Source organism: Kordia jejudonensis, from assembly GCF_001005315.1.
In the GTDB taxonomy this organism is placed as follows: domain Bacteria; phylum Bacteroidota; class Bacteroidia; order Flavobacteriales; family Flavobacteriaceae; genus Kordia; species Kordia jejudonensis.
This window is the reverse complement of the sequence record NZ_LBMG01000005.1, coordinates 1-25421: the sequence shown is the minus strand read 5'-3', so window position 1 is coordinate 25421 and position 25421 is coordinate 1. Positions and strand designations below refer to the sequence as shown.

The 25421-nt window shown below is 32.1% G+C and carries 30 protein-coding genes; 13 read left to right on the top strand and 17 right to left on the bottom strand.

The features are described from left to right. The first annotated feature begins 5 nt into the window (after positions 1–5). The 6 genes from gwsG to AA089_RS03705 all read left to right on the top strand — a co-directional run bounded on the left by gwsG (position 6) and on the right by AA089_RS03705 (position 5476). On the top strand, positions 6–1028 hold the full coding sequence (gene gwsG / locus AA089_RS23445) for a grasp-with-spasm system ATP-grasp peptide maturase (RefSeq protein WP_053002183.1): 1023 nt from the start codon (positions 6–8) through the stop codon (positions 1026–1028). Position 1029: 1 nt separating this feature from the next. Then, a complete protein-coding gene (locus tag AA089_RS03730) occupies positions 1030–1233 on the top strand; it encodes a hypothetical protein (RefSeq protein WP_046755582.1) in 204 nt (67 codons plus the stop codon). 267 nt (positions 1234–1500) lie between these two features. Continuing rightward, on the top strand, positions 1501–2430 hold the full coding sequence (locus tag AA089_RS03725) for a hypothetical protein (RefSeq protein ID WP_082113192.1): 930 nt from the start codon (positions 1501–1503) through the stop codon (positions 2428–2430). 216 nt (positions 2431–2646) lie between these two features. Then, on the top strand, positions 2647–3354 hold the full coding sequence (locus AA089_RS03720) for a hypothetical protein (RefSeq protein ID WP_046755580.1): 708 nt from the start codon (positions 2647–2649) through the stop codon (positions 3352–3354). 658 nt (positions 3355–4012) lie between these two features. Then, positions 4013–4780, top strand: coding sequence for a sensor histidine kinase (locus AA089_RS03710; protein WP_046755578.1), 768 nt, complete (start codon positions 4013–4015; stop codon positions 4778–4780). 54 nt (positions 4781–4834) lie between these two features. Continuing rightward, a complete protein-coding gene (locus AA089_RS03705; protein WP_046755577.1) occupies positions 4835–5476 on the top strand; it encodes a response regulator transcription factor in 642 nt (213 codons plus the stop codon). Positions 5477–5559: 83 nt separating this feature from the next. Here the strand turns inward: AA089_RS03705 and AA089_RS03700 are convergent, their stop codons facing one another. From AA089_RS03700 to AA089_RS03690, 3 genes are read right to left on the bottom strand one after another with little or no spacing between them, the layout of a single operon-like run. Next, positions 5560–7059, bottom strand: a complete 1500-nt coding sequence (locus AA089_RS03700) for a hypothetical protein (RefSeq protein ID WP_046755576.1) — start codon at positions 7057–7059, stop codon at positions 5560–5562. Then, complete coding sequence (locus AA089_RS03695) at positions 7052–7645, bottom strand: hypothetical protein (RefSeq protein ID WP_046755575.1); 594 nt, start codon at positions 7643–7645, stop codon at positions 7052–7054. Before AA089_RS03695 ends, AA089_RS03700 begins: the two co-directional genes overlap by 8 nt. Further along, the gene (locus tag AA089_RS03690) at positions 7629–8174 is read right to left on the bottom strand and encodes an RNA polymerase sigma factor (RefSeq protein ID WP_046755574.1); all 546 of its coding nucleotides are present in this window, start codon (positions 8172–8174) and stop codon (positions 7629–7631) included. The genes AA089_RS03695 and AA089_RS03690 overlap by 17 nt, the downstream gene beginning before the upstream one ends. A 287-nt stretch (positions 8175–8461) precedes the next feature. On the opposite strand from AA089_RS03690, the gene AA089_RS03685 reads away from it, so the two are divergent. Beyond that, on the top strand, positions 8462–8650 hold the full coding sequence (locus AA089_RS03685) for a hypothetical protein (protein ID WP_046755573.1): 189 nt from the start codon (positions 8462–8464) through the stop codon (positions 8648–8650). A gap of 97 nt (positions 8651–8747) precedes the next feature. Beyond that, positions 8748–8900 carry a hypothetical protein gene (locus AA089_RS24540; protein WP_156168890.1) on the top strand — a complete coding sequence of 51 codons (153 nt, stop codon included), beginning with the start codon at positions 8748–8750 and terminating at the stop codon, positions 8898–8900. Positions 8901–9095: 195 nt separating this feature from the next. On the opposite strand, the gene AA089_RS03680 is transcribed toward AA089_RS24540, so the two are convergent. From AA089_RS03680 to AA089_RS03665, 4 genes are read right to left on the bottom strand one after another with little or no spacing between them, the layout of a single operon-like run. Continuing rightward, entirely contained in the window at positions 9096–10286 is a 1191-nt protein-coding gene (locus tag AA089_RS03680; RefSeq protein WP_082113188.1) for a redoxin domain-containing protein, read from the bottom strand. A gap of 16 nt (positions 10287–10302) precedes the next feature. Next, positions 10303–11466 carry a hypothetical protein gene (locus AA089_RS03675; RefSeq protein ID WP_046755571.1) on the bottom strand — a complete coding sequence of 388 codons (1164 nt, stop codon included), beginning with the start codon at positions 11464–11466 and terminating at the stop codon, positions 10303–10305. Further along, positions 11447–11968 (bottom strand): hypothetical protein, encoded by a 522-nt coding sequence (locus AA089_RS03670; protein ID WP_046755570.1) that lies wholly within the window; start codon positions 11966–11968, stop codon positions 11447–11449. The genes AA089_RS03675 and AA089_RS03670 overlap by 20 nt, the downstream gene beginning before the upstream one ends. A gap of 5 nt (positions 11969–11973) precedes the next feature. Further along, on the bottom strand, positions 11974–12516 hold the full coding sequence (locus tag AA089_RS03665; RefSeq protein ID WP_046755569.1) for an RNA polymerase sigma factor: 543 nt from the start codon (positions 12514–12516) through the stop codon (positions 11974–11976). 269 nt (positions 12517–12785) lie between these two features. On the opposite strand from AA089_RS03665, the gene meaB reads away from it, so the two are divergent. Next, a complete protein-coding gene (meaB, locus tag AA089_RS03660; RefSeq protein WP_046755568.1) occupies positions 12786–13871 on the top strand; it encodes a methylmalonyl Co-A mutase-associated GTPase MeaB in 1086 nt (361 codons plus the stop codon). Between the two features lie 2 nt (positions 13872–13873). Here meaB and AA089_RS03655 read toward each other — a convergent pair whose 3' ends face one another. The 6 genes from AA089_RS03655 to AA089_RS03635 all read right to left on the bottom strand — a co-directional run bounded on the left by AA089_RS03655 (position 13874) and on the right by AA089_RS03635 (position 17873). Further along, the gene (locus AA089_RS03655; RefSeq protein WP_046755567.1) at positions 13874–14296 is read right to left on the bottom strand and encodes a hypothetical protein; all 423 of its coding nucleotides are present in this window, start codon (positions 14294–14296) and stop codon (positions 13874–13876) included. Positions 14297–14442: 146 nt separating this feature from the next. Further along, the gene (locus AA089_RS24535) at positions 14443–14619 is read right to left on the bottom strand and encodes a hypothetical protein (RefSeq protein WP_156168889.1); all 177 of its coding nucleotides are present in this window, start codon (positions 14617–14619) and stop codon (positions 14443–14445) included. 97 nt (positions 14620–14716) lie between these two features. Next, positions 14717–15286 carry a phosphatase PAP2 family protein gene (locus AA089_RS03650; RefSeq protein ID WP_046755566.1) on the bottom strand — a complete coding sequence of 190 codons (570 nt, stop codon included), beginning with the start codon at positions 15284–15286 and terminating at the stop codon, positions 14717–14719. A gap of 84 nt (positions 15287–15370) precedes the next feature. Beyond that, the gene (locus AA089_RS03645) at positions 15371–16240 is read right to left on the bottom strand and encodes a hypothetical protein (RefSeq protein ID WP_162200406.1); all 870 of its coding nucleotides are present in this window, start codon (positions 16238–16240) and stop codon (positions 15371–15373) included. Continuing rightward, positions 16209–16436, bottom strand: a complete 228-nt coding sequence (locus AA089_RS03640) for a hypothetical protein (RefSeq protein ID WP_046755564.1) — start codon at positions 16434–16436, stop codon at positions 16209–16211. Before AA089_RS03640 ends, AA089_RS03645 begins: the two co-directional genes overlap by 32 nt. Positions 16437–16448: 12 nt before the next feature. After that, positions 16449–17873, bottom strand: coding sequence for an MATE family efflux transporter (locus AA089_RS03635; RefSeq protein ID WP_046755698.1), 1425 nt, complete (start codon positions 17871–17873; stop codon positions 16449–16451). A gap of 157 nt (positions 17874–18030) precedes the next feature. Here AA089_RS03635 and AA089_RS03630 point away from each other — a divergent pair, with 157 nt between their 5' ends. The 3 genes from AA089_RS03630 (at position 18031) to AA089_RS03620 (ending at position 19049) form a co-directional block, all read left to right on the top strand. After that, entirely contained in the window at positions 18031–18276 is a 246-nt protein-coding gene (locus AA089_RS03630) for a hypothetical protein (protein ID WP_046755563.1), read from the top strand. A 118-nt stretch (positions 18277–18394) separates the two neighbouring features. Then, on the top strand, positions 18395–18607 hold the full coding sequence (locus AA089_RS03625) for a hypothetical protein (protein WP_046755562.1): 213 nt from the start codon (positions 18395–18397) through the stop codon (positions 18605–18607). Between the two features lie 250 nt (positions 18608–18857). Beyond that, on the top strand, positions 18858–19049 hold the full coding sequence (locus AA089_RS03620) for a hypothetical protein (protein ID WP_046755561.1): 192 nt from the start codon (positions 18858–18860) through the stop codon (positions 19047–19049). 84 nt (positions 19050–19133) lie between these two features. Here AA089_RS03620 and AA089_RS03615 read toward each other — a convergent pair whose 3' ends face one another. After that, on the bottom strand, positions 19134–19343 hold the full coding sequence (locus AA089_RS03615) for a hypothetical protein (protein WP_046755560.1): 210 nt from the start codon (positions 19341–19343) through the stop codon (positions 19134–19136). Between the two features lie 93 nt (positions 19344–19436). After that, complete coding sequence (locus AA089_RS03610; protein ID WP_046755559.1) at positions 19437–21098, bottom strand: helix-turn-helix domain-containing protein; 1662 nt, start codon at positions 21096–21098, stop codon at positions 19437–19439. Positions 21099–21272: 174 nt separating this feature from the next. On the opposite strand from AA089_RS03610, the gene AA089_RS03605 reads away from it, so the two are divergent. After that, entirely contained in the window at positions 21273–23897 is a 2625-nt protein-coding gene (locus AA089_RS03605) for a zinc-dependent metalloprotease (protein ID WP_046755558.1), read from the top strand. A 101-nt stretch (positions 23898–23998) separates the two neighbouring features. Here the strand turns inward: AA089_RS03605 and AA089_RS24530 are convergent, their stop codons facing one another. Both AA089_RS24530 and AA089_RS03600 read right to left on the bottom strand, forming a co-directional pair. Further along, a complete protein-coding gene (locus AA089_RS24530; RefSeq protein WP_156168888.1) occupies positions 23999–24154 on the bottom strand; it encodes a hypothetical protein in 156 nt (51 codons plus the stop codon). A 118-nt stretch (positions 24155–24272) separates the two neighbouring features. Then, positions 24273–25226 carry a phosphoribosylaminoimidazolesuccinocarboxamide synthase gene (locus AA089_RS03600; RefSeq protein ID WP_046755557.1) on the bottom strand — a complete coding sequence of 318 codons (954 nt, stop codon included), beginning with the start codon at positions 25224–25226 and terminating at the stop codon, positions 24273–24275. Between the last annotated feature and the right edge of the window lie 195 nt (positions 25227–25421).

The following is a 25421-nucleotide window of genomic DNA, read 5'->3' as shown; positions in this document are numbered from 1 at the left end:
TTATTATGAATTTCATTTTTTCTGAAGAAACAGACTTTTCTACAAATAGAGTTATAGATTGGTTGTATTATTATAATTCTAAATATGAAAAGTTTATTGGATATGGAGAGTCAAAAGATCTTTATACATTTAATGATAAAAAATATTCAATAACATTTGGAGGGAAAAATAATATAGAATCAAACTCCATCTTTACAAATAATGAAAATGTAAATATTAATTCTACATGGTTTAGAAGACCATATAAATACGCTGACCATTTTAGCTCAGATTTTGATTACGAAGAAAATGCCTATCCTGCAGGAAAGCTACATAATGCTATAAATAGTAGATTTAAAGTATTTTGGGACTTTATTGGTTATAAACTTGAGGAATATCATCATTTAGGTTCATTTCAAACTAATAGTTTAAACAAACCAATAGTATTACATGAAGCCCAAAAACTAGGGCTTATTATTCCTAAGACTATTGTTACAAATTCATTAGATGATCTTCACTCCTTTTTTATAGATTGTAATAAAAAAATAATTACAAAATCTATACATGAAGTAATAATTGATCATAGACATGAAATAAAGAAAGATGAGTTTATATTTTTATATCAAATGACTAAACTTATTACAGAATTAGACGATGATGTTCCTAAAATATTTGCTCCTTCATTATTTCAAGAATATATAGATAAAGAATATGAAATAAGAACTATTTATATTAATGGAGAGTGTTATTCTGCAGCTATTTTTAGCCAATTAAATGAACAGACGGAGATAGATATGCGCAACAGAGATGCTAATCGTCCCTCAAGATATATTCCATATAAATTAGATGATAGTATAGAAAATAAACTCCATAAATTAATGATCAAGTTAGGGTTAAAATTCGGAGCAATTGATTTAATAAAATCCAAAGACGGGGAATATTACTTTCTTGAAATTAATCCTGTGGGACAATATGGAGACGTGTCAATGATATGTAATTATTATTTACATAAAAAAATAGCAGAATATTTAGTAAACACAGCTAATTAAAATGAAAGACGAAACAGAAAAATATAAAGATTTACTTAAAATACCTGAACACAACAATGTAAGTTTTGACTTACATCATATTTCTATATCCTATCAAGGAAAGAAAGTTACCTCAGATAAAGTTAAGTACATGCAAAAATATAGAGGCAAAGGTTTTATACTAGACTTCTACAAACCAAATTCAAATATTCTCTTTATAAAATAGGTGATTTTATGAAGAGAATATCCGTTCTATTTTTCATATACAATTCTCAAATTTGACAATTACACATAAAAAATTGACAGTCATACAACTTCTCTAAAGAAACATCACTTTTTTTCTACTTTTGAAATCGTAATTACATTTCTAAGTCACGACTTAATAAAACTCACTAATGAAAAGCCCACAAAGGTAAATTTATTAGTGTACGTTGAATTAATTCCGTTACAAAGCGGAATCGCTATCAAATATATTATCGTAAAAACTATTACCATGAAGAAAAAAATGTTGTCATTTGTTTCTTTAGGATTGGTGTGCGTTACATTTTTCCTGAGTTGCATGACAAAAAATCCAGATGAAGTGGAACAATTGGACAAAATCCTTGAAGTTCCAGAAAAAATTATTTCCAACCACAAAGCGACACTTCTTTTTAAAAATGATCACAGCACAAGACTCACAAAAATTGGTGCTGAAAAAATTGGTTTTGAAGACAAGGCTATTCATTTCAAATTAGAAACAATTACCAACTACATTACACATTTAGAACATAGCGCTATTGCTAAGAATATTCCCATCACTGGAATCAGTTTTGTATTTGGAGCAAAAACCAATGGAAAAAGAACCATATTTCTAATGCCGACTACCCGAAATGCTGCATTGGATTATCAAGAATCATTTACCGTGGAGAACGGGCAATTTTTAACCTTTAAACGTATTGACCAAGTATTATCTCCAAAACAACTATCACGAAATGATGAAAACTTGATACTTGCTACCAATGGATATGTATCGTTTAATGAAGCTGTTGAGTTATTTAATCGCTATGAAAATCAATACATTAAACCTTTTGCTGCAAAAGTTGCCAAAGAATATTACACAAAGGCGGTTTGGTATTCTTTAAAAGAAATGAAAGCGTATTGTACCTATTTGCAGAAGAAATCATCAGATCACAACTTAGCCATTTCAGGTATTGATGTCTTTTTCGGAGTATACAATACTGATCCAAATTTGGAGTTAAAATCAAACGCACAAACAATCTTTTTGACAGCAAGTAGTCAAAAAACATCTATTATTGATATTGAAGGAAATAAATTTAAAACAGTCGTACAAAATGATTTCTATCAAAAAATTGATACAGATAGTACTGACGAAAGTTTAGCTTTCAATATGGGACAATTGAGTCCACCACCTCCTAAAAAGTAAGATGGTATTCCTCCAAGCCTACATTTATTAGTTACAATTCATACTTACTTATCCTATTATCAACATACTTTACTAAAAAAGTAGTCTTTTTCTTTATTGATTTTGATTTATCACTTTTTACAAAAAGGGAAAAACACCCAATTTTGTAGTTTTAATTTTTATTCAGAAAAGTTTGGCTAATTTTAACCAAACAAAAAATACAAAAACTACAACCTTATGGAAAATTTACCACTCTTAATTATTACCCTAATTATCGGTATTGCAATCGGCTATTTCATTTGTAAAAAACTAAGCAGTCAAAATCCACCATCTACAAATCCGGACGATGTAACCAATCCTGATGGAAAAATCTCGGTAAGTGAATCAATTGCATTGCATAAAAATTATAAAAACACACGTTACAATGTAATCAATGAAGTTATCGGAAACAGCGTAAATAATACTGATTTTAAGGATACTCAATTTGTATGGTTTTCATATGATAAAATTAAAAGTTATATGAAATATCTAGATACAATTGAGCGCAAAAACCCTAGTAATCATCCTATATCTGGAATTCGTATTTACTTTGGTGCCTATGATGCCAACGGAAATGATAAAGGTGAGTTTAAACACCAACAAACAATTTTCTTTACTCCTACGATACATATGGAAATTTCAGATGACCATCACAATATGCGAAACTTACCTTTTTCTATAATTCCTGATAATTCAAGTGAACCATTGGTTGGACGCTATGAAATTATTAGAGAATTGTTACTAGAAGAACATAAACCAGGTAGTCGTTTTGAAGCTGCAATGCTGTCATTAAATTCCAATAAAAAGTATGTAAGTAGAAGTCAAGAATCAACAGAAAATGATGATGGTACTAGTGCTTCATTTAATATGGGGCAATTAAGTCCTCCTCCATCAAAAAAACAATAATTTAATGATATTCGATGAACAGCCTATTTGATACATTTTCTTTTTCAACCAAAGATTTAACTTTATACATGGAAATTATTACTGCCGTGATTGGTAGTATATACTTTTACAAATATAAAAACTCATATTTGAAATATTTTTTATTCTTTTTATGGTATATAGTAATTATTGAAATTTATGGAAAATATATTATTGATGTATTAAAAGGTAATAATTCATACATATATAATACATATATAGTTATAAACTTTATCTTTTTATTGTCCATTTATTGGAATAGACTTGTAAAAAAGAAACATAAAAGATTAATAGTAATTTTTGCTTTAACATTTTTAATAGTTTATATATCAAATTTTACTATTAAAGAATATAAAGGTAATATGTTCACTTTATCCTTTATTATAGGGTCAGCATCATTAATTTTTGCTGTGATTTTATATTTTATTGAAATTTTAAACTCAGAAAAAATCTTATATATGACGAGAGATTTATTATTTTGGATAAGTTTTGGAATTTTAATCTATAATGTTGGAGCAATACCATGTATAGTGTCGAAGGCATATTATTATGAATCATATGAAAAAAACTTCACTACACTAAATACATTATATCTTAGTTTAATTTTTATTTTGAATATCTGTTATATAATAGGTTTTATATGGTGTCACAAAATGGAGGACAAGAAGTTTCAGCAATAATAGCAACTTTTGTTTTCATCCTTTTAATTGTAGTTATTATTATACTTTTCTTGGTATTTATCAAGCGAAAGAATAAGCTCTTGACCGAAAAACAACAAGCCAAACGAGAGTTTGAAAACGCTATTGCGGAAACTCAAATAGAAATCAGAGAACAAACACTCAGAAATATTAGTTGGGAGTTGCACGACAATATCGGGCAACTCCTTACACTTGCTAAAATTCAACTGCATCAATTGGATAATACGAACGAAAATGTCGCCGAAGTCAGTGATACGATTTCTAAAAGTCTCACAGAATTGCGCGCCCTTTCAAAGTTGATTAATCCTGATGCGTTGAAAAATATCATGCTTCCCGAAGCCTTAAGTTTAGAAATTGCACGTTTTAATCGACTCAATTTTATTGAAGCAACCTTAACGATCAACGGAGATGAAGAAATAATTGATGACAAAGCCGAAATTATTTTGTTTCGAATTTTACAAGAATTCTTTTCAAATACCATCAAACATGCCAAAGCTTCCAAACTTGATGTAAGTTTGAATTACGAAAATAATCTCCTTACCATCATCGCAAAAGACAATGGAAAAGGTTTTGACAAATCTGAATATAGACTAAATAAAGGTATTGGCTTGCAAAACATGAAAAGTAGAGGAAAACTTATCGGAGCTGAAATTGAACTTGAATCTGAGTTGGAAAAAGGAACAAAACTAACGATTATTCATTACCTTTAGTTCGTAAATTATTAATTCATAATTCTGAATTCAGAATTAAAAAATCATAACATTTTGAAAACATATTCCGTTGCCATCGTAGAAGATCACGTTTTATTATCACAAGCCATTGGTGGTTTGGTAGATTCTTTTGATCGTTTCAAGGTAAGTTATTTGTGTAAAAATGGTAAAGAACTCATAACACGCTTAGAAGAAAATACAAATACTCCTGATATAGTATTAATGGACATCAATATGCCTTTGATGAATGGTATTGAAACCACAACTTGGGTAACTGAGCATTTTCCAAACATTGATGTTATAGGACTTTCTATTGAAGAAGACGAACGTACCATTATTCAAATGTTGCGCGCTGGCGCTAAAGGATATTTAATGAAAGATGTGGAAAAAAGTGTCCTAGAAATGGCGCTGAATGAAGTGGTTACAAACGGATTTTACCATTCTAAACATGTCACAAATATTCTAATTGGTTCGTTAAATGGAAAAGGAAGTTCTGGTACAAAATTGAAAGAAAATGAAATCGCTTTCATGAAGTTGGTGTGTACAGAAATGACGTATAAGCAAATTGCAGATCAAATGTGTTTGAGTCCTAAAACGATTGATGGTTACCGCGATGCTTTGTTTGAAAAGTTAGATGTAAAAAACAGAATCGGACTCGTTATTTATGCCATAAAAAATAAAATCTACTTGCCGTAGTTTTTGTGATTTTGCGTTTTAGTACGCTTTGCTGTTATTGTGTCTGATGAAAGATGTTGCTATTTTACAACTCATAAACCAATTTACGATTTCTCATTCAACAACACTTCACTGTATTTTGCATTGATGTTAATCTCTTTGTTCGTAGTATTTTTAGTTTGATAACCACGAACAATCGTAGTAAACTGAGTTTTATTTTCTGTTCCTACCACAGATTCCGGATACGAAATACCAGAATTTGAGCCAACGTAATACAGCTTAAACGCCGAAGTTGGCAATTGAATTCGGGCATCTGTATTTTCTAAAATTATATCTAAAGTTTCGAATGAATCGCTGATATTATGAATCAATAATTTTCCTATAGTTCCACTAATAATTCCCTTCTGCCCTAGCGTTCCAATATTTATCTTTGACGAATTCGCCATCAAATTAATACTGTTTACCAATTGCAAATCTACGTTTTCAACAAAATTTACTTTCAATGAACCTTGATTCCATTTTGTAACATGAATGGGCGCATACGACGATTCTATCATCGTATTTGCACCATTAATACTTGTAGCATACAAAGCTGCGTGAGACAGCTTTGCATGTATATTTTCACTCGCCGCAGCAATCGTTACTTCTCCATGACGTACATTGAGTTTTAACTTTGCTTTTTTAGGCATTTTAATTTTAATCGTCTTTTTTATTTTCAAACGTTTGTTTCCATCTGAAAAGAAATACACATTTTCGCCTTGCGGAATCATGTCAAAGTCAATTTTCCCTTGCAAATTAATTGGAAAACCATTTAGTTGATTTTCTTGAATTAGATCAAATAATTTTTCCTTTTCTTTTAAAAGTTCCGCTACTTTGTACGTCTTCTTATTTTCCGCAGCTTTTGCCAATTCTTTCACTTTTGCTAGTTGCAACTCCAATTGCGCTTTTTGTTCATCAGTCATTTGAACTTTATATTTTTCTGAAAGAACTTTTCCGTTGAGTACAGTCATTTCTTCTTGTTGCTTCATAAATTCTTCTTTCCACTTCTCCATTTCTTCCTTGAATTTCTTACCGTCAAAATTAGTTTTCCACTGCTTTTGCCATTCTTTCATATATGCTTCTCCATCTTTCTCAAAAGCTTCATAGTCAAATTTGATATCGCCTAATGATTCCAATACATCAATTGGCAATTCTGGAACCGCTTGGATGCGTGGCAAATTTTCAATGATTGGCGTTTCAATTTCTTCAATAACTACAGGATTTGCCAACACAAATTGTCCTGCTTGTCCAAATAATGAATAACCACCTTTTGATGTTACAGTTACTTTGTCACTATTGCCAATAGCTTTAAAGTTCCACTTTTTCATATATGCTTCGATTTCTTCATCTGTAGCGTCTTCTATTTCAATAGTGGCTTCAATTTCTATTTTATTTTTGTTCCAAGTATCAAATTCTACATCGGCGTGTGAAGTGTTAATTTCTAAGGTTACGTCTTTATTTACGGTAAAAACTTCCTTCTTTGTTCGTTTTTTTGATTGTGAATGTCCAACCGTAAAGACAAGTAACGCGAGCAATACAGTTGTAATTTTTATTGATTTATACATCGTTTTCTGATTTTTTTAATTCGTTTAATTTTTCCTTTAATTGGTATAGCAATTTCAGTCTAAATTGTAAATTGTCAATCATAGCATTAATGGTTTCCTCATTAGGACCAATATCTGTTAATTCTTGTTGTAAAACCTTGTGTTCGTTGTTTAATATTGTAAGCTTATCCATGTAACTTTTGAACAATTGCTTGCCAATCTCAGAAACTTCAACCTGCGTCAATTCGTAATTGATGCTAGCCATATAGTAATCTTCAATCTTTTTCAAGTCAGGAGAAACATCGCCCAAACTTTTCAAATTTGGTGTTTCAGTGGCTTCAACTTCGGTATTTACAATTCCTTCTCCAGTTTCAACAATATCTTTTCCTAATTGTTGATAAATCAGTCCAGCTAAACTTAGAATTAAAATGACGGCAGCAGCAATTTTATAAATTGAGAATGAAGATTGTTTCGTTTCTTCTTTAACTGCTGTTTGTGGCAATGCTTCCTCCAATCGATCTAAAAAACGAGCTTCATGTCCGTCTGGTAATCCTTTTTGAATGTGTAATGGTTCATTTTTCAACAAATCTTTAATATCCTGTCCCATGATGTTTCTTTTCTAATGCTTGTTGTAACTTCTTTTTTCCTCGTGATAGTTGTGTTCGTGACGCGCTAGAAGAAATGTTTAGTATTTCTGAAATTTCTTCATGATCATATCCTTCTAATAAAAATAGAATCACCACAATTCTATATTTTTCAGGCAGCTTTTCAATTTCATTTTTTACTTCTTCTACGGTTGTCGCATCATGAGTTTCCCAACTATTTTCGTCAGCAACAACTTCAAGTTGCGTTTCATCTATGGCAATGTAATTGTGCTGTTTCGCTCGTAATTTGTCTAAACTTTTATGAATGACAATCTTTTTTAACCATGCGCCAAAACTTACTTGAGCCGTATATTGATCAATTTTTTGAAATGCATTGATGAATGCTTCTTGCATGGCATCTTCTGCATCTTGTGTATGTTTCAAGAATCGGTTGGCAACAATAAACATTCCTTCACAATACTGCCTGTACAGATGCAGTTGTGCTTTCCTGTCGTTATTCTTACACTGTTCGATGAGCTCGGTTTGAGACATACTACTAGTTAGCTTTTTTGGTTTTGGTTATTGCTATACATTTCTAAATACGTATGAACTATTGCAATGTGACAAAAAAGTAAAAAAAATGTAACAATTTGATACATCTTCTTGCTTTTATTTTCTATATCTTTTTGATGATGCCTGTAATTACTTGGGTTTATAGATTAAAATCGTTTTTATAAAAAATACAATCAAAATCATTCATTCATTAAATCGTATGGTAATACCGTAAATAATTCCGTAATAATTTTCCTAAATTTAGTTGAATTAAAAAATAGAATATCATGAAAAAGAAAGATTTAAAAAGTAAATTAACCATCAGTAAAAAAACAGTTAGTACCCTTGAAAGCAACGCCACAAAAGGTGGAACGGGAAATACTTTTCGTGACTGCGGTCCATCAAATAATGCCATGTGTACATTTGGCGATTGTTTTAGTCAAGGTCCAGGCTGTAGCAGATGGCAAGTTTGTTAAATTTACTGTCAATTGTGAGTAATACTTTATCGGGCTTTACTTTTAATTAAAATTAATTTAATTATTTTGATTCACTATCAACTTTAAAAGCTAAAGTATGAAGAATCGACAATTGAATAGTTTAAAGTTAAACAAAAAGAAAATTTCCGTTTTCTATATCAGGTCAGGAAAACCAGAATATTTGCCTGAATTAACTATTATTAGTTATGAAGAAGAATGTCTTGCCTCGGATGCAGATTGTGAAGTATAATTTTTAAACGTTAATTCGAGTGATTTTGAGATACGAACACTAGTAGTTAGAACTAATACCAAATCTACGTATACACAATCGTAAAAATCACTCGAATTAATAAATTTAGGCATCAAATGCACAATAGCTTTCTATATTGTAACTTCATTTATAGAAAATAAAGTTAACCTTTTATAAAAGCTTATGAGCAGAAATCTACTCATAAATAACCAATAGTTCTACTTCGCGTTCGGCTTTGGAAAGTTTTAATCCAAGTTTGGCGAGTTCTTCTTTGAAAGAACCTTTTTGCTGCGGATCGAATATAAAATCAATGTCTAGCAACTCGGTACAATTGGTTTCATCAACAACAGGAACTGGCGCTTCATTTTCTATATATTTTACGAATTCTTTGATCGGAATTCTTTTTCCATGAAATTCATAACCTCTGTACTCAAAAGTACGTTCTTGCGTTGTCGTTATTAACTTCTTCAATTTTGTTTCATCTAATACTTGTAACACATATACGGGAATGTTTCGTGTTACCAACTTTGCTTTTACAGGAAAGGTTTCTGCCAATTTCGAAATTCCTTTCGCATACATACTTTCGTCAGCTTTTTCAGTTATAACATCCAAACAATATTTATTTTTAGGATTTTTATAGCTGTATTTTTCTTCATCAATTTCAAAAATAGTTCTGTTATACGAAATTTGATACAGATTTCTATACATACTCGGAATGGTCTGATTGATGATCGTTACACGTCTTCCGTTATACGTTTTATCATGTAAATATCCTTTTGAAAAAGATGACACGCCTTCTATTCCACCTTTTAACAATACACGTTCTTGACTTGTATCTTTTGGTGGAAATGGATCTGCTTCATAGTCAAACTTGATGTTTTCTTGCTTGAAAGGTAATGAAATCTGCTTTCCGTCTTTTATCCGATGAATAACTTCTTTGGTAATATTGTCCGTAGACGTAATGGCAACAATTGTTCCTTCAGGATTAATCACGATGGAATGTGACAATATTCGATACGGAAATAAGGCTTTTAGTTGTGCTGTTTGCAAACCAAACCAAACATTGGATGTTGTATTGTCTATAAAACGTTGCAAACGTTCTGGTTTGTCTTCTGCAATTCCAATTACTTGAAGATCATTCGGAAATTCGTTTTGCAATTGTATTAAATTTTTCATTGCAGGAATACACGGTCCGCACCAAGTTGCCCAAAAATCTAGAATGATTATTTTTCCTTGCAAGTCGGTTGAAGACGCCGTTGTAGCTTTTGAATTCAACAAGTCAGTGAATGCAAGTGTCGGAATTTGATCTCCTATCTTTAGTGCAGATTGCGCATGCGTTAAGCTGGTCAATGCGAGAAGCATCAACAATAGTGTTCGTTTTTTCATCTTGTCGTTTGTGAGTTTATTTGTTGTAGAGTAAGGTTACAAAACCGTGAATTAAATCAATTCTGAATAAATTTTTTCGAGTTTCAGCATCATCTTTTCCGCGGGTAAACATTTTGAACTTTTCTCCATCTCTGTTTGGTTGCATGATGATTTTTGTACCATCATCATTTAAAACTGCATTGTTTCCGACGGCTTCCATGAAGTATTTTTGTGTTTTATCAACATACATTTTAATGTCTGAATATTCACAATTCATTTGAATGGACTCAAATGCATCGCCAACATTATAGATAAAGAAATCGCTCTTAAAATCTGACACTGCTACATTTTTAGTAATTTTTCCAATAGTGATTTTTGAAAATTCAGTTTGCAACCGAACATCTTCCATTTCGCCAATGAGACTTTTGGTTACATTTCTAAACATGTAGCCGCCACCAATTATTTTATTAATTTTCACACTTCCGTCAACACAGGAAATTGAATTTTTTTCATTGCGTAATTCCGTTGCGCGCAAATCACTTTCTTGGAAAGAACCTACAATAACGTTTTCAAATGTTCCATCTAAAAATACTTTTGCACGACTTGCTTGCAATTCGACCATCATGTACGAAGGAATGTAAATTTCATACGAAGAACGAATGCTTTGTATTTCTTTGCGGCTACTTGTATCGATGTCTTTTAAAGGAACTTTTTCATCTTCAAAAACGACATAACCATCCAAATCGTAAAAACCTTTCGATCCTGCTTCAATTTCTTCATTGATATCAGCAACGGTTTTGTAACGCGCTTCTTTTTCTTTGTTAAAAAACAAGTTTTCAATGCGAATTTCGCCTTTTAAAACTCTGTAAGAAAGCTTGCCAATAGTAGTTGGAGACGAATTTTGTATTTGTAAATAACTCGATTCTCCCATGGTATTTTGCATCGTTGCTGCCACAATAATTCCGTTAGAAATTGCTTTGATTTCTTCCTCAGAATAGTTTTTAAAATTTACGGTAAAATCAACTTTTACTTCGTCTTTATTCCACGTTTTAAAAGTTACATCAATGTTTTGTGTATCAAATCGTAGAATGGTGTTTTTGGTAACCGAAAAGGTTTTTTGATACTTTTTTTGCGATTGCGCTTGGAGTCCAAACGAACCTGCAAAAAGTAAAATTACGAGACTATATATTGTTTTGTTCATCTTCTAAACGTTTTAAATGTTGTTGAATTTCCTGCAAAAGAGATAAACGCATTTGCAAGTTTTGAATCATTTTTTCAAGTGTTGTCAAACTGTTTTTTTGTACTAAAAACTCTTGTTTTAATTCTTGGTACGACGCGTCTAAGTTCCCCAAGCGTTCTTTGTACTTTTTGACTAAGTGTGCATCATTTGCGGTCAATTGAAATGCTTCCCATTCGTTGGCAATGTTTTGCAAATACTGATCTTCAATGGATTTCATTTCGACAAATAATGAGGATTGCTCCGTTTCTTCTTTTCCAAAATTACTGTAGATAAAAGCGCCAATTCCTAGTAGTAATACACATGCTGCAGCAATGCTTTTCCAGTAGAAAAATGGTGTTTTTTCAGCAGCAATTTCTTCAGAAGCTGATAATTTATTTAAAAACTCTGCACGATGTCCTTTTGGTAACGTTGGTGTTTCCATAGTATCATCATTTTCGTTGAGTATATTTTTTATATTGTTCATGATATTTAATGTTTTAAAAGATCATTTAAGCTATTTTTCAATTTTGTTTTTCCGCGCATTAACTGCGTTCGTGAGGTTCGTATCGGAATTTCAAGTATTTCCGAAATTTCTTGATGATCGTATCCTTCTATCAAATACAATTGCAATACGTATTTATATTTATTGGGTAAATTTTCAATAGCGTTTACAATTTGTTTCTTAGTAACTGCTGCATCAATATTCCAAGAAGTATCATCTTCAATAATCGTTAAGGTCTGATCGTTTATTTCTTCATACATCAACGAACGTTTTTTTAACGTATCAATACATTGATTGATGACAATTCGTTTTAACCAAGCGCCAAAAGCAACTTCTCCTTTGTATTGTGATAATCGTGTGAATGCTTTTAAAAAGGCTTCTTGCATCACATCTTTTGCGTCTTCTCTATTCGAAATGTAACGACAGGTAACGATATACATCGCAGCTGCATATAAATCGTAGAGCTTTAGTTGTGCTTTCCGATTTCCTCGCATACATTTTTTTAAGATTCCTAAATGCTGTTGGCTCATTAGTTTTGTTTGTGTTCTATTGTAAAGACGACATTATTTTTTTAGCGTTTCATTTTTATTCGCTTTGCTCAATTAAAAGATTTAAAAATTCAATGATTTTAAGATCCAATTTGCATACAAGAAAGATTCTTAAAAAAACAGATCGCTTCATCATACTTCCTCGTAAGGACATTCCGAAAGACTTGTACATTTAAAATTTAGCATTTTACATTTAACATTTAGCATTATAAAACGTAATTTCGTTTAAATCTATTAAATAGTATAAAAACTTGAGTTCAAAACCAAAACATACGTCTGCTTTACATGAAAAAGATGGAGTTTCACAACCCAATTTTATCAGTAAAACTTCGGTGGCTTCTATTCAAAGGAATCGACGAAAACAGCCATCTGTAGACGAATTGGTTGCAGGAATTTTGAATCATGATAAAGTCGCACTCAGTAGAGCCATTACGTTAGTAGAGAGTAAAAATACTTCCCATTTGGCAAAAGCTACTGAGATTATTGAACAGTGTTTGCCGCATGCCAATAATTCTATTCGTATCGGAATTACAGGTGTTCCAGGTGTTGGAAAAAGTACGTTTATTGAAGCGTTTGGAAAACATTTGACAGGTTTGGGCAAAAAAGTTGCCGTATTAGCTGTGGATCCGAGTAGCTCTATTTCTAGTGGAAGTATTTTGGGCGATAAAACTCGGATGGAAGATTTGGTAAAGGATGACAATGCATATATTCGTCCGTCCGCTTCTGGAGATTCGCTTGGTGGCGTTGCTAGGAAAACACGGGAAACTATTATTTTATGTGAAGCTTGTGGTTTTGACACCATTATTATTGAAACCGTTGGTGTTGGACAAAGTGAAACCGCTGTGCATAGTATGGTTGATTTCTTTTTGTTGCTAAAATTAGCTGGCGCTGGAGACGAATTGCAAGGTATTAAACGAGGAATCATTGAAATGGCAGATGCCATTGTGATTAATAAAGCCGATGGCGACAACGTAAAGCGTGCGCAAATGGCGCGAACCGAATTTAAACGTGCATTACACTTGTATCCGCAAAAAGCTTCGGAATGGCTTCCTAAAGTTGTAACTGCTTCTGCTTTGCAACAGCAAGGAATTGATGCTGTTTGGCAGATGATTGAAGAATTTCGCGAAAGTACGAAGGCAAACCAGTATTTTGAAACGCATAGAAAACAACAGAATCGTTTTTGGTTGCTACAAACGATTGAAGAACGCTTGAAGCACAATTTTTACACCAATGAGAACGTCAAAAATGTGTTGGATGAGTTTTTAAATGCTACGGAAAACAGTACGATTTCTCCTTTTCATGCAGCGCAACAGTTGTTGGCGTTGTTGAATTCTTAAATTTATAACGCGTAAATTTTAGCATATTTTTCGCTACAACCTTCAATACAAGGATAATGTATGATAAGATTATCTTCGTCGGTAATTTCAAAATTAATTGATAAAGGCGAAGCATTTGGACAGTCTGGAACATCAATAGTTCCCGAAGTTACAGAAAATGTCCCACTACTTGTTTGCGGTTGAGTAATGACATCCATATTGCACAATGAATAGTTTGAACTCACTTCTCCATTTACTACATCAAAAAATAGCGTTTTATCACTATCAATTGAGACATATGCACCGCTTCCATCTCCTGGATCGACCAAATACTCTATCAATTTCCAATTACCAGAAATAAAATTTTCTTCTGGAAAGGAATCATCATTACTTTTACAAGAAATAAGGAGTATTGCAGTAACGAGTAGTACAAAAATTTTTTTCATAGTCAGTGAGTTGTTAAGGTAATCTACTGTGTAGATACAAGATATTCAATTTGGTTGCGTCATCATCAAAAAAAAGTTGTGCACGAAGGTACACAACTTTTAATTTTTCTATTGTATTATTTTAAAAACACAGATAGTACATTATGTTACAACTCACAATCCCAAACGGTATGGCATTCTGTGTCTGTACAACCTCCTGTTTCACATTGACAAACAGAATAATCTGTCCACCAAGTTCCAGTTCCGCCTTTTAGTTGATTTTCACGTAAGCTAGAGATTGATTTTTTGTTGAGTGCTAACGATTTTACATTTCTTTTTTTCATAATAAATAATTTAATTTTTGGTTATCTTATAAAGTTAGCGAAATGATTTTCAATACAGTACACTTTAGTACTTCCTTAACAGTATCAATACATGAATTTATGCGTATTTGTGGATTATAAATTGTCGCAGTTTAAAAATGATTCCTCCGTAGATTCCTCCGACAATCATTCCTGTAAAGACATCTCCAGGGAAATGTACGCCAATGTAAATTCGGCTATAGCCAACACATGCTGCCCAAAATAAAAGGATAAATATGATGTATTTGAAGTGTTTTTGTAAAACCAACCCTATAAATGTTGCCAATGCCATCGCGTTTGATGCATGTCCTGAGAAGTAACCAAAACTTCCGCCACAACCATCTTTTACCAATCGCATATGATCTACCAAATCCGCCGTATGGCAAGGTCTGAAACGTAAGAACAGTGTTTTTTTAAATAAGTTTGCTGTTTGATCTGTAATGGTAATTAAGATAGCAACAAATAGTAATGTAAATAAAATTTCTTTCGTTTTGTGTGTTTTTATGATCAGAAACAACAGAAACGCGTATAATGGTACAGCATAATATTTATTCGTAATAAACATCCAAAAACCGTCCCAAGTTGGCGTTCCGAGTCCATTTAAGAATAGAAATAATTCTTTATCATACTGAATTAATTGATCAATCATAATCACGTTTTCTTAGTGCTTCATAATCCTTAAAGAATAATGAATTTTCTTCATACATCAGTTATTTGAGTTATGCCGTTTTTGTTAGAACCCAAAAATGGAATCCATTACACGTGTGCGTTCTTCTAATAAATCTTCTTTTAGTTTTTTTGTAATAATTCGTGTATTTTCTGCTACGGTATCTGAGTACGTTCTGTATTCTATTTGGTCTGCATTGGAAGCAATCACAATCATTTGTTCGAGCTTTTCAAAGGTTTCCGCATCATAAGTGTATACGTGACTTACCACAAATCCGCTAGCATATCCTTCTTCATCAAAATCAATTACTGGTGGAATTAACAATACATCATCTACCAAAACTACATATTCTACAGCTTGTAATTTTTCTAAGTTTTCAGGAAACGAAGCTTGTACTCTATCCTTGATTTCTTGTGTAATGGAATCATTTTTTATGATCGGTTCGTAGTAACTTCCTACTTGTTTCCATAAAGTTAACAATTCGTCATGATTATGATCGTAATCTTTAAAGACTAGCTTGTATCCTTTTTCAAAAACAGTCGTGTCTTTTTGTGTAAAACTCTCCGTTGTGATGTTATTTTTACTTTGAAGAAACAACGTGTTTTTTTCTGTTAATTCTATAGGAACTGGCGATGTTATTTCTTCTATAGTAACTTCCATCAGCGCTCTAATAGCTGTTAATTCATCTTCTACACTTACAGGAACTACTTTTAGAGCATTGTCGAAATTTTTAAGTTCTTCAATGTTTAGTACACCATGCACTAATGAATCTACTTCTCCATTTGTGGATGCCGTAAGTTGTTTGTAAACGTTGGAAAGTGTATCTACTTTCTTCGTATTTGGTAATTCGCATGATGTGAAAGCGAATCCTAGAATCGCTATTGCACAGATAGTTTTAGTTAATTTAGTCGTCATATCTTGATAATTCTCGGTCATAAAAGTCGTTTGCAGCTTGTACTAAGTTTTCAGCTTCTGAAGCCAATTCTTTTTCATCTTCTTTGTCAAATTCTTCTAGCCATTCTACTTCATCATTTTCTAGATTGATAATAAATCGGGGAAATTCTGTGTGAACAATGAAGATTGCATCGGGATAATCGGTATTATCGCCTAATAAAAATTTTGGGAATTCCATATGTATGTAATGTTATGCTTGCTGTTGGATCAGTTTTTTTGATAAATAATTAAATCTAATATACAATAATATTGCAGAAACACTCAATCCGGCCAATAAACCAATCCATATTCCTGCACTTTCAAATTCAGTGTACAATCCTAAATAATACGATATCGGGAAACCAACAATCCAATACGCAATAAACGTAATGAGCGTTGGTATTTTCACATCTTGCAATCCACGCAAAACGCCCAAACCAACAACTTGAATTCCGTCAGATATTTGAAAGAATGCGGAAACCAGTAATAGTTTTGCTGCAATGGCAATTACTTCTTGATTGTCTACAAAGTTTTTTACATCAGTTTCATCTACGTATAAAGTTGGAAACCAATTATTAAATACCATAAACATGATTGCGAAGATTATATCGATAATGATTACTAAAAGAAATAGTGACAATGCTATTCGTCGCAATTCGGAAAAACGCTTTAAACCTTTTTGATTTCCAACACGAATAGTGGCGGCAACACTAAGTCCCATAGCTACCATAAATGTCATGGAAGAAAGGTTTAGTGCAATTTGATTTGCGGCTTGTGAATTTTTACCCAAAATACCTGATAACCAAATGGCTACCGTAAAAATAGCAACTTCAAAAAGCATTTGCAACGAAGAAGGAAATCCTAGATTTATAATCTTTTTTAGCACCGATTTTCTAATGTCTTTAAAATTAAAATTGGTTACATATGCTTTAAATTTTTTCTTGTAATGTAATAGCAACCAAATGAATAGCAACATTACAATTCGTGAAGCAAGTGTTCCAATTGCTGCACCAATAATTCCCCATTTAGGGAAAATCCAGATTCCAAATATTAAAAAGTAATTTATGACAACATTGACCACATTTGCCAATAAGGTTGCCCACATGGCGTATTTTGTTTGCGATAAACCATCAGCAAATTGCTTAAAAGCTTGAAAAATAATAAGTGGAATTAAAGAAGCGGCAACTAAATTTAGGTACGGCATTGCCAGTTCCACTACCTCTGCTGGCTGATCCATATGATACATTAAAGGCTTTGCTAGCAACACTCCAAAAAAGACCATAAATCCAATAAAAGTACATAACAATAAGCCGTGTTTTAGCGCACCTTTTACTTTTATAGTATCATTAGCTGCATCAGCTTCTGCTACTAATGTTGTAATTGCTGTAGAGAAACCAATTCCGATAGACATGGCAATGAATAGAAAGCTATTTCCTAGTGAAACTGCCGCCAGTTCTGCTGTTCCCAATTGTCCTACCATTGCATTGTCAACAAAACTCACAAAGGTATGTCCTAACATTCCCAAGATTATTGGAGAAGCAAGTTTTAAGTTGTAGCGGAATTCTTTGGTGTAGTTTTCTAAAATCACAATTGCTTTTTCAGTTGGCAAATATAGTCCACTTTTATGGCTTATCATGATACTTTTTGGCTTATTTATCATGTTCAGTTTATAAAATGAACAGTTCATTTTTTAAAACGGAAAGACAAGTCTTTTTTTCTTACCTGTTATGCTTATATATTTAATTTCTGAAATAGAGAACTTAAATAATTTTAACGATCAAAATAAATAAATCATGAAAAAAAAGAATCTAAAAAATTTAGCTTTAAACAGAAAAACAATTTCTAACCTTGATGCTTCAAACAGTAAAGGAGGAAATGCCGCTGCCACTTTTCAGTGTATTTTAACATTAGTGAATGCAAATGGAGTTAATATATGCTTGGAAAGTCGTGAATGTTATATAACAGAAAAAGGTTGCGCAAGTATATTGAATCCGTGTATTACACAAACAGAGTTTCCTACATGTAGAGATTGTAAGTAGCATATATCAAGTAACGAATTTTAGAATTTATTTTTAAAAGAATGATTTTTAGAAATCGTAATAAAGGTGTTTCCTGAAAAACCTATAAAAGAGTAAGGAAAATATTAAATTTTATATCATGAAAAAAAACATTTTAAACATTAAAGGAGCAACAGCAATTTCAAAAAGCGAACAAAGTGAAATTAATGGTGGTGCAGTTTGGAATCTTGGTGGAAGAGATTTATCATTATGCGGATGCGATTGTGCAGGACGTGTAACAGGTCCTTTTTACTGTCAATTCGAAATCGGATGCTTACAAGTGTATACGTGTGACGATGCACAAGCTTCTTAATATGTTTTGTAACTAATTTTAAAAGACTTCTGACACCAAATTGTTGGAGGTCTTTTGTTTTTAGTCCTTTTGAGAAGAAAATATACTGTTCAATTTATAAAATGAACAGGTTATTTTTTAAAATAGAAAGACAAGTCTTTTTTTCTTGTGCTTACACTTGCTAATTTTAGTATGATTTTAAAAGCAATTTTAAGTCGTTTACAAGAAACCAGAAATTTAATACTAATTTTTAACTTCAAATTATAATATCATGAAAAACAACATTTTAAACATTAAAGGAGCAACAGCAATTTCAAAAAACGAACAAAGCCAAATCAATGGAGGAATCGGTGGATACGATTTTAGTAAATGCGGATGTGATTGTGCAGGACGCGTTACAGGTCCAAAATATTGTGAGTGGTTTATTGCTTGCCCACAAGTATACACGTGTAATGATATTTAATCATTAAAAAAGAAAGGCTTCAGGGAAATTCCTGAAGCCTTTTTCTTTATAAATTCTTTAAACAAACAACTTGCGCTTGAAAAACTAGACAGTTGTTCCCGCACTTGCTGTAGTTGCTTCACAATCTATCGCATTTGTAAAGGTTTGTGTTTGATTCCCACTTGGCGTTCTCGACTTGAATTCTGCACATTCAAGTGATGAAAAAGGAATGTCATCTCCCGCTAAAATTTGAAATGAATTTATTTTTGCTATCTGTGTTTTTTGAAGTGCTAAAAGTTTTTGTTGCTTTTTCATGATGAGAGTATTTTATAATTTGAAACCAATATACACAACTACAGAATACTTAATGCAAAAAAGTCTTGCCATTTTATAAATTGAACAGCCTTTTTAACGAATCTTTTTTAAGTAAGTAGACGGGTTTTCGCCTGTTTTTGCTTTGAATGCTCTTGAAAACGATCCGTGACTTTTATATCCTACTTCTTTTGCCATTGCTTTGATGGTATACATTCTAAATTTTTTATCATTTTCCAAACGATGCAAGGTATAATCAATACGTAATGTATTAAGATATTCAGTAAAAGTCATCTTTTTATACGTATTCAAAATATTAGATAAGTATGTCGTATTGGTATCTATTTTTTTTGCTGTAGCATACAAGTTGTATTTTGGATTGAGGTAAAATTCTTGTGCTTCTAAGTTGGTTAGTTTTTGAAGAATTTCATCTACCGTTTTATCACTTTTAATGGCATTTTGCGAAGTCGTTTTATCTGGTTTGCTTTCTTCCGTAGTTTTTAAGGTTTTTCTTTTTTGTAATTGTTTAAATAATAAAAAACCAAAAGTTACAATGACCAAAATCGCAATACTTAAAAATGTATAAAATTTCTGTTCATCTTTTTGTTGTTGGGCTTCAAATTGATTCTTTATTTTTTCAATTTCGTATTGTGTAGCAGTTTGAATCATGGTTTCGTCCTTCGTATTCGCATTCATGCTATCTTGAAGCGTTTCCGATTTCTGACGATATTCCGATTCTTTTTTAAATTGTTTGGTATTTTTAAATATATCAGCTTTTAACAACAGTGTTTCGTGATAATCATCTACTAACACTTGTCCCTTTGTATACCGTGTTTCTAAGCTATTTAGAAGTTCTTGTGCTTTGACATACGCTCCTTGCTGCACATAATTATCTGCCAATAAAAATAACATTTTAGAGCGTTGTTTTTCATTTTTTAATGTTTCAAATAGTGCATTTCCTTTGGTTAAATTGTCATATGCCTCTTCAAAACGTTTTTGTGCGGTTTGTGTTCTTCCTTTTAGTTGGTATAAATACGCTTTTCCTTCAATATCTTTGTAAAAATCTGCGGCGAGTAAAGCTCTATCTATATACAACATTGACGAATCATGCTTTTCTTCTTCGTAATACGTCTTTGCCAAAAACATGTGATAATTGATATAATTTTCTATGTAGTTGGCTGGTTTTTTTTCGATTAAATTTTCTTCTTCAATAAAAGTGATTGCATCGCTAAAAATTTGTTTTGCTTCATTGTATTTCTTCAGTTCTAAATTTAAAATGCCCATGTTACCGCTAATATCAAGTAACTGACGAACATCATTATTGCGTTGTGCAATTTTGTACGTATACAACAAAATATCTGCGGCTTTGTGTTTGCTCCCAAGTTCAATTTCGGTAGTAGCAATGGCTATTTTTGTTTGAATATATCGTGCGCTGTCTTTATCGGCTGAAATGTGTTGCAACGCTTTGTCATATTCACGCATGGCTTCATCATAAATTCCTCTACTTTTATAGAAAGAACCCAAATAGAAATGCGATCGATACATATGTACGGAATCGTTGAAGGTCTTTGCTTTGTGGTAGTATTCCATACGAAGTTTCATCATAGAATCTGTTTCAATTCCTTGATGGTTTAAGATAGCATGTTCTGCCTGTGTTAAAATTTGCGTAATGTCTTTGTTGGTCAATCGTTGCTCATCATTTTTAGAACAAGAAAAAAGATTTACACATAATAAAGCTATATATACATAACGCTTCATATTGAATATTTAGATCGATAAAATGAAGATACTTTTTTTATGACGATTTTTCGAGTATCCGCCTAAAAAATGTTGAAATAATTAATCTTACAAGCTTTTAACATCTTTTTAAGATATAAAACACGGTAAAGAAGTAATTTTATTGCAATTAAAAACTATTCCAAAAAACAATATATGATTTTTACATCTCAATCAAAAAACAAGTTTTATTTTATGGTTGTTGTTTTACTGTTTGCATTTTTAGCTTCCCCTGATGCAACTGCACAACGAAAAAAGCGTAATAAGAAAAATAAAGGCGATACTGAACAAGTAGCGCCGTCAAAAAAGAAATCTACTCAAAAAAGTATTGAAGATTTAACCAAAAAAAGTAAAAAAATCGATGGTTTATTTACGATGTATCAAGATACGATTACGGGAAGTCTGCATATGCTTGTTTCCAAAGCTCAATTAGAAAAAGAATTTATCTATTTCAGTCAAATTAGTGATGGTGTGAGTGATGCTGGTCCAACCAGAGGAGATTACAATAATTCTAAAATATTTACGGTTAAAAAATACTTCAATAAGATAGAATTTATATATAAAAACCACTCGTTTTATTTTGATCCTGAAAGTCCTTTAGCTAAATCTGCCAACGCAAACATTAGTGAAGGTGTCATGGCAAGTATTAAAATTGATGCTTTTGATGAAGAGAAAGGATTGTATTTAATCAAAGTAGATGATTTATTTTTAAAAGAAACATTTACACAAATTAAATATCCTAGATATCCAGGACAATCGCCTTTTTCATTTACACTTGGAACTTTAAATAAAGGAAAAACAAAAATTAAAAAGATTAACAATTATCCAGAAAACACGGATTTAGTTATTGATTATGTATACTCAAAAACTTCCACTTTCAATGGTGGTTCGGAAGCTGTAACCGATGGAAGAAATGTAACGATTAGAGTACATCATAGTTTGATAGAAGTCCCTAAAAATACTTACACACCTAGATATGATGATCCAAGAGTTGGTTACTTTATCACACAAGTAAACGATATGACATCAGATTCTCAAACGCCTTATCGCGATTTAGTACACAGATGGCATTTAGAGAAGAAAGATCCAAATGCAGTTATTTCGGAGCCTGTTACACCAATTGTATGGTGGATTGAAAACACAACTCCTTTAGAAGTTCGCGAAATAGTAAAAGAAGGTGTTTTAAAATGGAATTTAGCTTTTGAAAAAGCTGGGTTTAAAAATGCTATCGTTGTAAAAATCCAACCTAAGGATGCAGATTGGGACGCTGGAGATATTCGCTATAATGTTCTACGTTGGGCTTCTTCTCCCGATCCTAGTTTTAGTGGATATGGACCAAGCTTTGTAAACCCGAAAACTGGTCAAATTTTAGGTGCAGATATCATGTTAGAATATTCTGCAATAAGTAGTTTGACATTTATTGATAAATTATATGTTACTTCCAATGCTAAAAAAGAAACCTATTTTGAAGATGAAGAAGACCATTTAACACAAGAAAACCATTTAAAATACTGCTCTTTGGGTAATTTAATGCACGAAAACAACATGTTTGGAAATACTGCTTTAAAATTGCACAATGCTTCTCCAGAAGCTACGGAGAATATGAAAAGAGAAAGTTTATTGAGCCTTGTAATGCATGAAGTAGGACATACATTAGGACTGAATCATAATATGAAATCGAGCCAATTATTTTCTCCTGCGCAATTAGCAAATAAGAATTTTATACAAGGAAAAGCCTTGACAGGTTCTATAATGGATTATGAAACTATTAATCTAACGAATGATCCTCTAAACCAAGGACACTACTATTCTCCTACGATTGGCGCATACGATTTTTGGGCAATTGAATTTGGATACAAGCCTGTGAAAACATACAAAGAATTAGACGATATTCTTAAAAGATCTACAGAACCTGAATTGATTTTCGGTAATGATGCTGATGACATGAGAAGTCCAGGAAAAGCAATAGATCCAAGAGTTATGACTGGCGATTTATCTAACGACCAAATTACATATTCTGTTGATAGAATAAACTTGATTAATTCGATGTTAAGAGATATCAAACCTAAATTCTCTACGGACAATAAATCGTATCAGGAAATGAGAAATGCTTTTTATTCCTTATACTACCAAAAAATTAGTGCTGCCAATGTTATTTCTCGCTTTATTGGTGGTGTTTATGTAGACAGAGCAATGCATGGTCAAGTTGGTGCCACACAACCATTCACGCCTGTAAGTTATGCTGATCAGAAAAGAGCAATGAAAGCTTTGGAAGACTATATTTTTTCTCCTAATACGCATAAAGATATTCCACAGGAAGTATATACGCACATGGCAAGACAGCGAAGAGGTTTTAACTTTTTTAATGGACCAGAAGATCCAAAAATACATTCTTTGATCATATATAATCAAGCAAGAGTATTGCAACATATATTGCATTATCGTACATTACAACGTATTGTAGACTCAGAATTATACGGAAATGAGTATAAAATTCAAGAGTATATGAGCGACTTGAACAAAGCTATTTTCAATAAAGACATCAATACTTCTGTGAATTCTGTTAGACAAAACTTACAGATTGAATATACAAATATGTTGATTGAAATGTTAACAGGGAAATCTAGTAGACGCTTTAATAATATAGCAAAATCAATGGCAGTGTACAATTTGAAAAACATTAGAAAATATGCCGCAAATGGTTTGGGCGATTTGGCAACAAAAGCACATAAAACGCACCTTAAAACCCTGATAGACAATGCAATGAAAGAGATTAAGTAAAAAGGGAAGCTTTATAAAATAAAAGTAAAAGCGGCATTTTCGTAATGAAAATGCCGCTTTTGTTTTTTACAAACTCTAAAACTAGTTTGCAAATAGTCTATTTATGAACAAGGATATCTTGTCGCTGTACCTTGACAACCTTGAACAGTAGAATGTGGTACAGGTTTGTCTTGTCTTCCTCCTACGACAGTCAAGTTTTTAAATTTTAAGATTGTTTTCTTGTTTAAAGTCAATGATTTTAGAGTTCTCTTTTTCATTATTTTTAGTTTAAATTAATAATCTATATAAGATAACCATAAAAAATACCGCTAAAAAATAATTTGTAACTTATTTTAAAACAGGAAGATACTGTCTAAATTCTAAATCAATTAAGGTTTACATATTTTCTAAAAAAGATACTACATTCTCCTCTATTCTATGTAAAATATCGGAAACATCTGCTTTTTCAAACGTTTCTCCTGTAATATTTTCATACAATTCTATATAACGATCGGAAACTGTATGGATATACTCATCACTCATAAACGGAACTTCTTGTCCTTCTTTTCCTTGAAAACCGTTGCTAATTAACCATTGGCGTACAAATTCTTTTGATAATTGCTTTTGTGGTTCTTGCTTTGCTTGCAATTCAGCGTACGTATCCGCATAGAAATAACGAGAAGAATCTGGCGTATGAATTTCGTCAATTAGTACAATTTTCCCATCTTTTGTTTTCCCGAATTCGTATTTCGTGTCAACCAGAATTAAACCGCGTTCTTTGGCAATTTTGGTTCCCTCTTCAAATAATAAACGTGTGTATTTTTCCAATTGAAGATAATCTTCCTCAGAAACAATTCCTTTGGCTAAAATAGCTTCACGTGAAATATCTTCATCGTGTTCGCCCATTTCGGCTTTGGTAGCTGGTGTAATAATTGGCGACGGAAATTTGTCATTTTCAATCATTCCATCTGGCATTTCAACACCGCATAATTCACGTTTTCCAGCTTTGTATTCACGTGCTGCATGTCCTGATAAATAGCCTCTAATGACCATTTCTACCTTAAACGGCTCACACATGTGACCAATAGCTACATTTGGATCCGGCGTGGCAATTAGCCAATTTGGCACCAAATGTTCCGTAGCTTTCATCATTTTAGTCGCAATCTGATTTAGTATTTGCCCTTTAAACGGAATTCCTTTCGGCATCACGACATCAAACGCAGATAATCTGTCCGTGGCAATCATAACCAATACATCATCACCAATTGTATATACTTCACGTACTTTTCCTGTGTATTTTGATGTTTGATTTGGGAAATTGAAATTCGTTGCGGTAATCGTATTACTCATTATTGTATAATTGTGTTGTTGTTCGTTGATTCGTTAATTCGTTGTTCAAGGTTCTAAGTTCAAGGTTAACTACTGAGTACTTTCGTAATTCGTTATTTGTTGTTTGTTGTTTGTTAATTCGAAAAATTCATTTAACATTTAAAATTCAGCATTTAACATTTTCAAATTGGGTTTTTGGGTCTTAGGTCTTGGGTT

Bases quoted from the DNA above. Each gene is read 5' to 3' on its own strand.
- AA089_RS03610 (WP_046755559.1), bottom strand. From the start codon at position 21,098: ATGAAGCGTTATGTATATATAGCTTTATTATGTGTAAATCTTTTTTCT.
- AA089_RS03615 (WP_046755560.1), bottom strand. From the start codon at position 19,343: ATGAAAAAGCAACAAAAACTTTTAGCACTTCAAAAAACACAGATAGCA.
- AA089_RS03695 (WP_046755575.1), bottom strand. From the start codon at position 7,645: ATGGGACAGGATATTAAAGATTTGTTGAAAAATGAACCATTACACATT.
- AA089_RS03720 (WP_046755580.1), top strand. From the start codon at position 2,647: ATGGAAAATTTACCACTCTTAATTATTACCCTAATTATCGGTATTGCA.
- AA089_RS03690 (WP_046755574.1), bottom strand. From the start codon at position 8,174: ATGTCTCAAACCGAGCTCATCGAACAGTGTAAGAATAACGACAGGAAA.
- AA089_RS24535 (WP_156168889.1), bottom strand. From the start codon at position 14,619: ATGAAAAAAAGAAATGTAAAATCGTTAGCACTCAACAAAAAATCAATC.
- AA089_RS03630 (WP_046755563.1), top strand. From the start codon at position 18,031: ATGAAAAAAAAGAATCTAAAAAATTTAGCTTTAAACAGAAAAACAATT.
- AA089_RS03725 (WP_082113192.1), top strand. From the start codon at position 1,501: ATGAAGAAAAAAATGTTGTCATTTGTTTCTTTAGGATTGGTGTGCGTT.
- AA089_RS03605 (WP_046755558.1), top strand. From the start codon at position 21,273: ATGATTTTTACATCTCAATCAAAAAACAAGTTTTATTTTATGGTTGTT.
- AA089_RS03640 (WP_046755564.1), bottom strand. From the start codon at position 16,436: ATGGAATTCCCAAAATTTTTATTAGGCGATAATACCGATTATCCCGAT.
- AA089_RS03625 (WP_046755562.1), top strand. From the start codon at position 18,395: ATGAAAAAAAACATTTTAAACATTAAAGGAGCAACAGCAATTTCAAAA.
- AA089_RS03700 (WP_046755576.1), bottom strand. From the start codon at position 7,059: ATGTATAAATCAATAAAAATTACAACTGTATTGCTCGCGTTACTTGTC.
- AA089_RS03680 (WP_082113188.1), bottom strand. From the start codon at position 10,286: ATGAAAAAACGAACACTATTGTTGATGCTTCTCGCATTGACCAGCTTA.
- AA089_RS03730 (WP_046755582.1), top strand. From the start codon at position 1,030: ATGAAAGACGAAACAGAAAAATATAAAGATTTACTTAAAATACCTGAA.
- AA089_RS03710 (WP_046755578.1), top strand. From the start codon at position 4,013: ATGGTGTCACAAAATGGAGGACAAGAAGTTTCAGCAATAATAGCAACT.
- AA089_RS03670 (WP_046755570.1), bottom strand. From the start codon at position 11,968: ATGAACAATATAAAAAATATACTCAACGAAAATGATGATACTATGGAA.
- AA089_RS03620 (WP_046755561.1), top strand. From the start codon at position 18,858: ATGAAAAACAACATTTTAAACATTAAAGGAGCAACAGCAATTTCAAAA.
- AA089_RS03645 (WP_162200406.1), bottom strand. From the start codon at position 16,240: ATGACCGAGAATTATCAAGATATGACGACTAAATTAACTAAAACTATC.
- AA089_RS03685 (WP_046755573.1), top strand. From the start codon at position 8,462: ATGAAAAAGAAAGATTTAAAAAGTAAATTAACCATCAGTAAAAAAACA.
- AA089_RS03650 (WP_046755566.1), bottom strand. From the start codon at position 15,286: ATGATTGATCAATTAATTCAGTATGATAAAGAATTATTTCTATTCTTA.
- AA089_RS03600 (WP_046755557.1), bottom strand. From the start codon at position 25,226: ATGAGTAATACGATTACCGCAACGAATTTCAATTTCCCAAATCAAACA.
- AA089_RS03665 (WP_046755569.1), bottom strand. From the start codon at position 12,516: ATGAGCCAACAGCATTTAGGAATCTTAAAAAAATGTATGCGAGGAAAT.
- AA089_RS03675 (WP_046755571.1), bottom strand. From the start codon at position 11,466: ATGAACAAAACAATATATAGTCTCGTAATTTTACTTTTTGCAGGTTCG.
- AA089_RS24540 (WP_156168890.1), top strand. From the start codon at position 8,748: ATGAAGAATCGACAATTGAATAGTTTAAAGTTAAACAAAAAGAAAATT.
- gwsG (WP_053002183.1), top strand. From the start codon at position 6: ATGAATTTCATTTTTTCTGAAGAAACAGACTTTTCTACAAATAGAGTT.
- AA089_RS03635 (WP_046755698.1), bottom strand. From the start codon at position 17,873: ATGATAAGCCATAAAAGTGGACTATATTTGCCAACTGAAAAAGCAATT.
- AA089_RS24530 (WP_156168888.1), bottom strand. From the start codon at position 24,154: ATGAAAAAGAGAACTCTAAAATCATTGACTTTAAACAAGAAAACAATC.
- AA089_RS03655 (WP_046755567.1), bottom strand. From the start codon at position 14,296: ATGAAAAAAATTTTTGTACTACTCGTTACTGCAATACTCCTTATTTCT.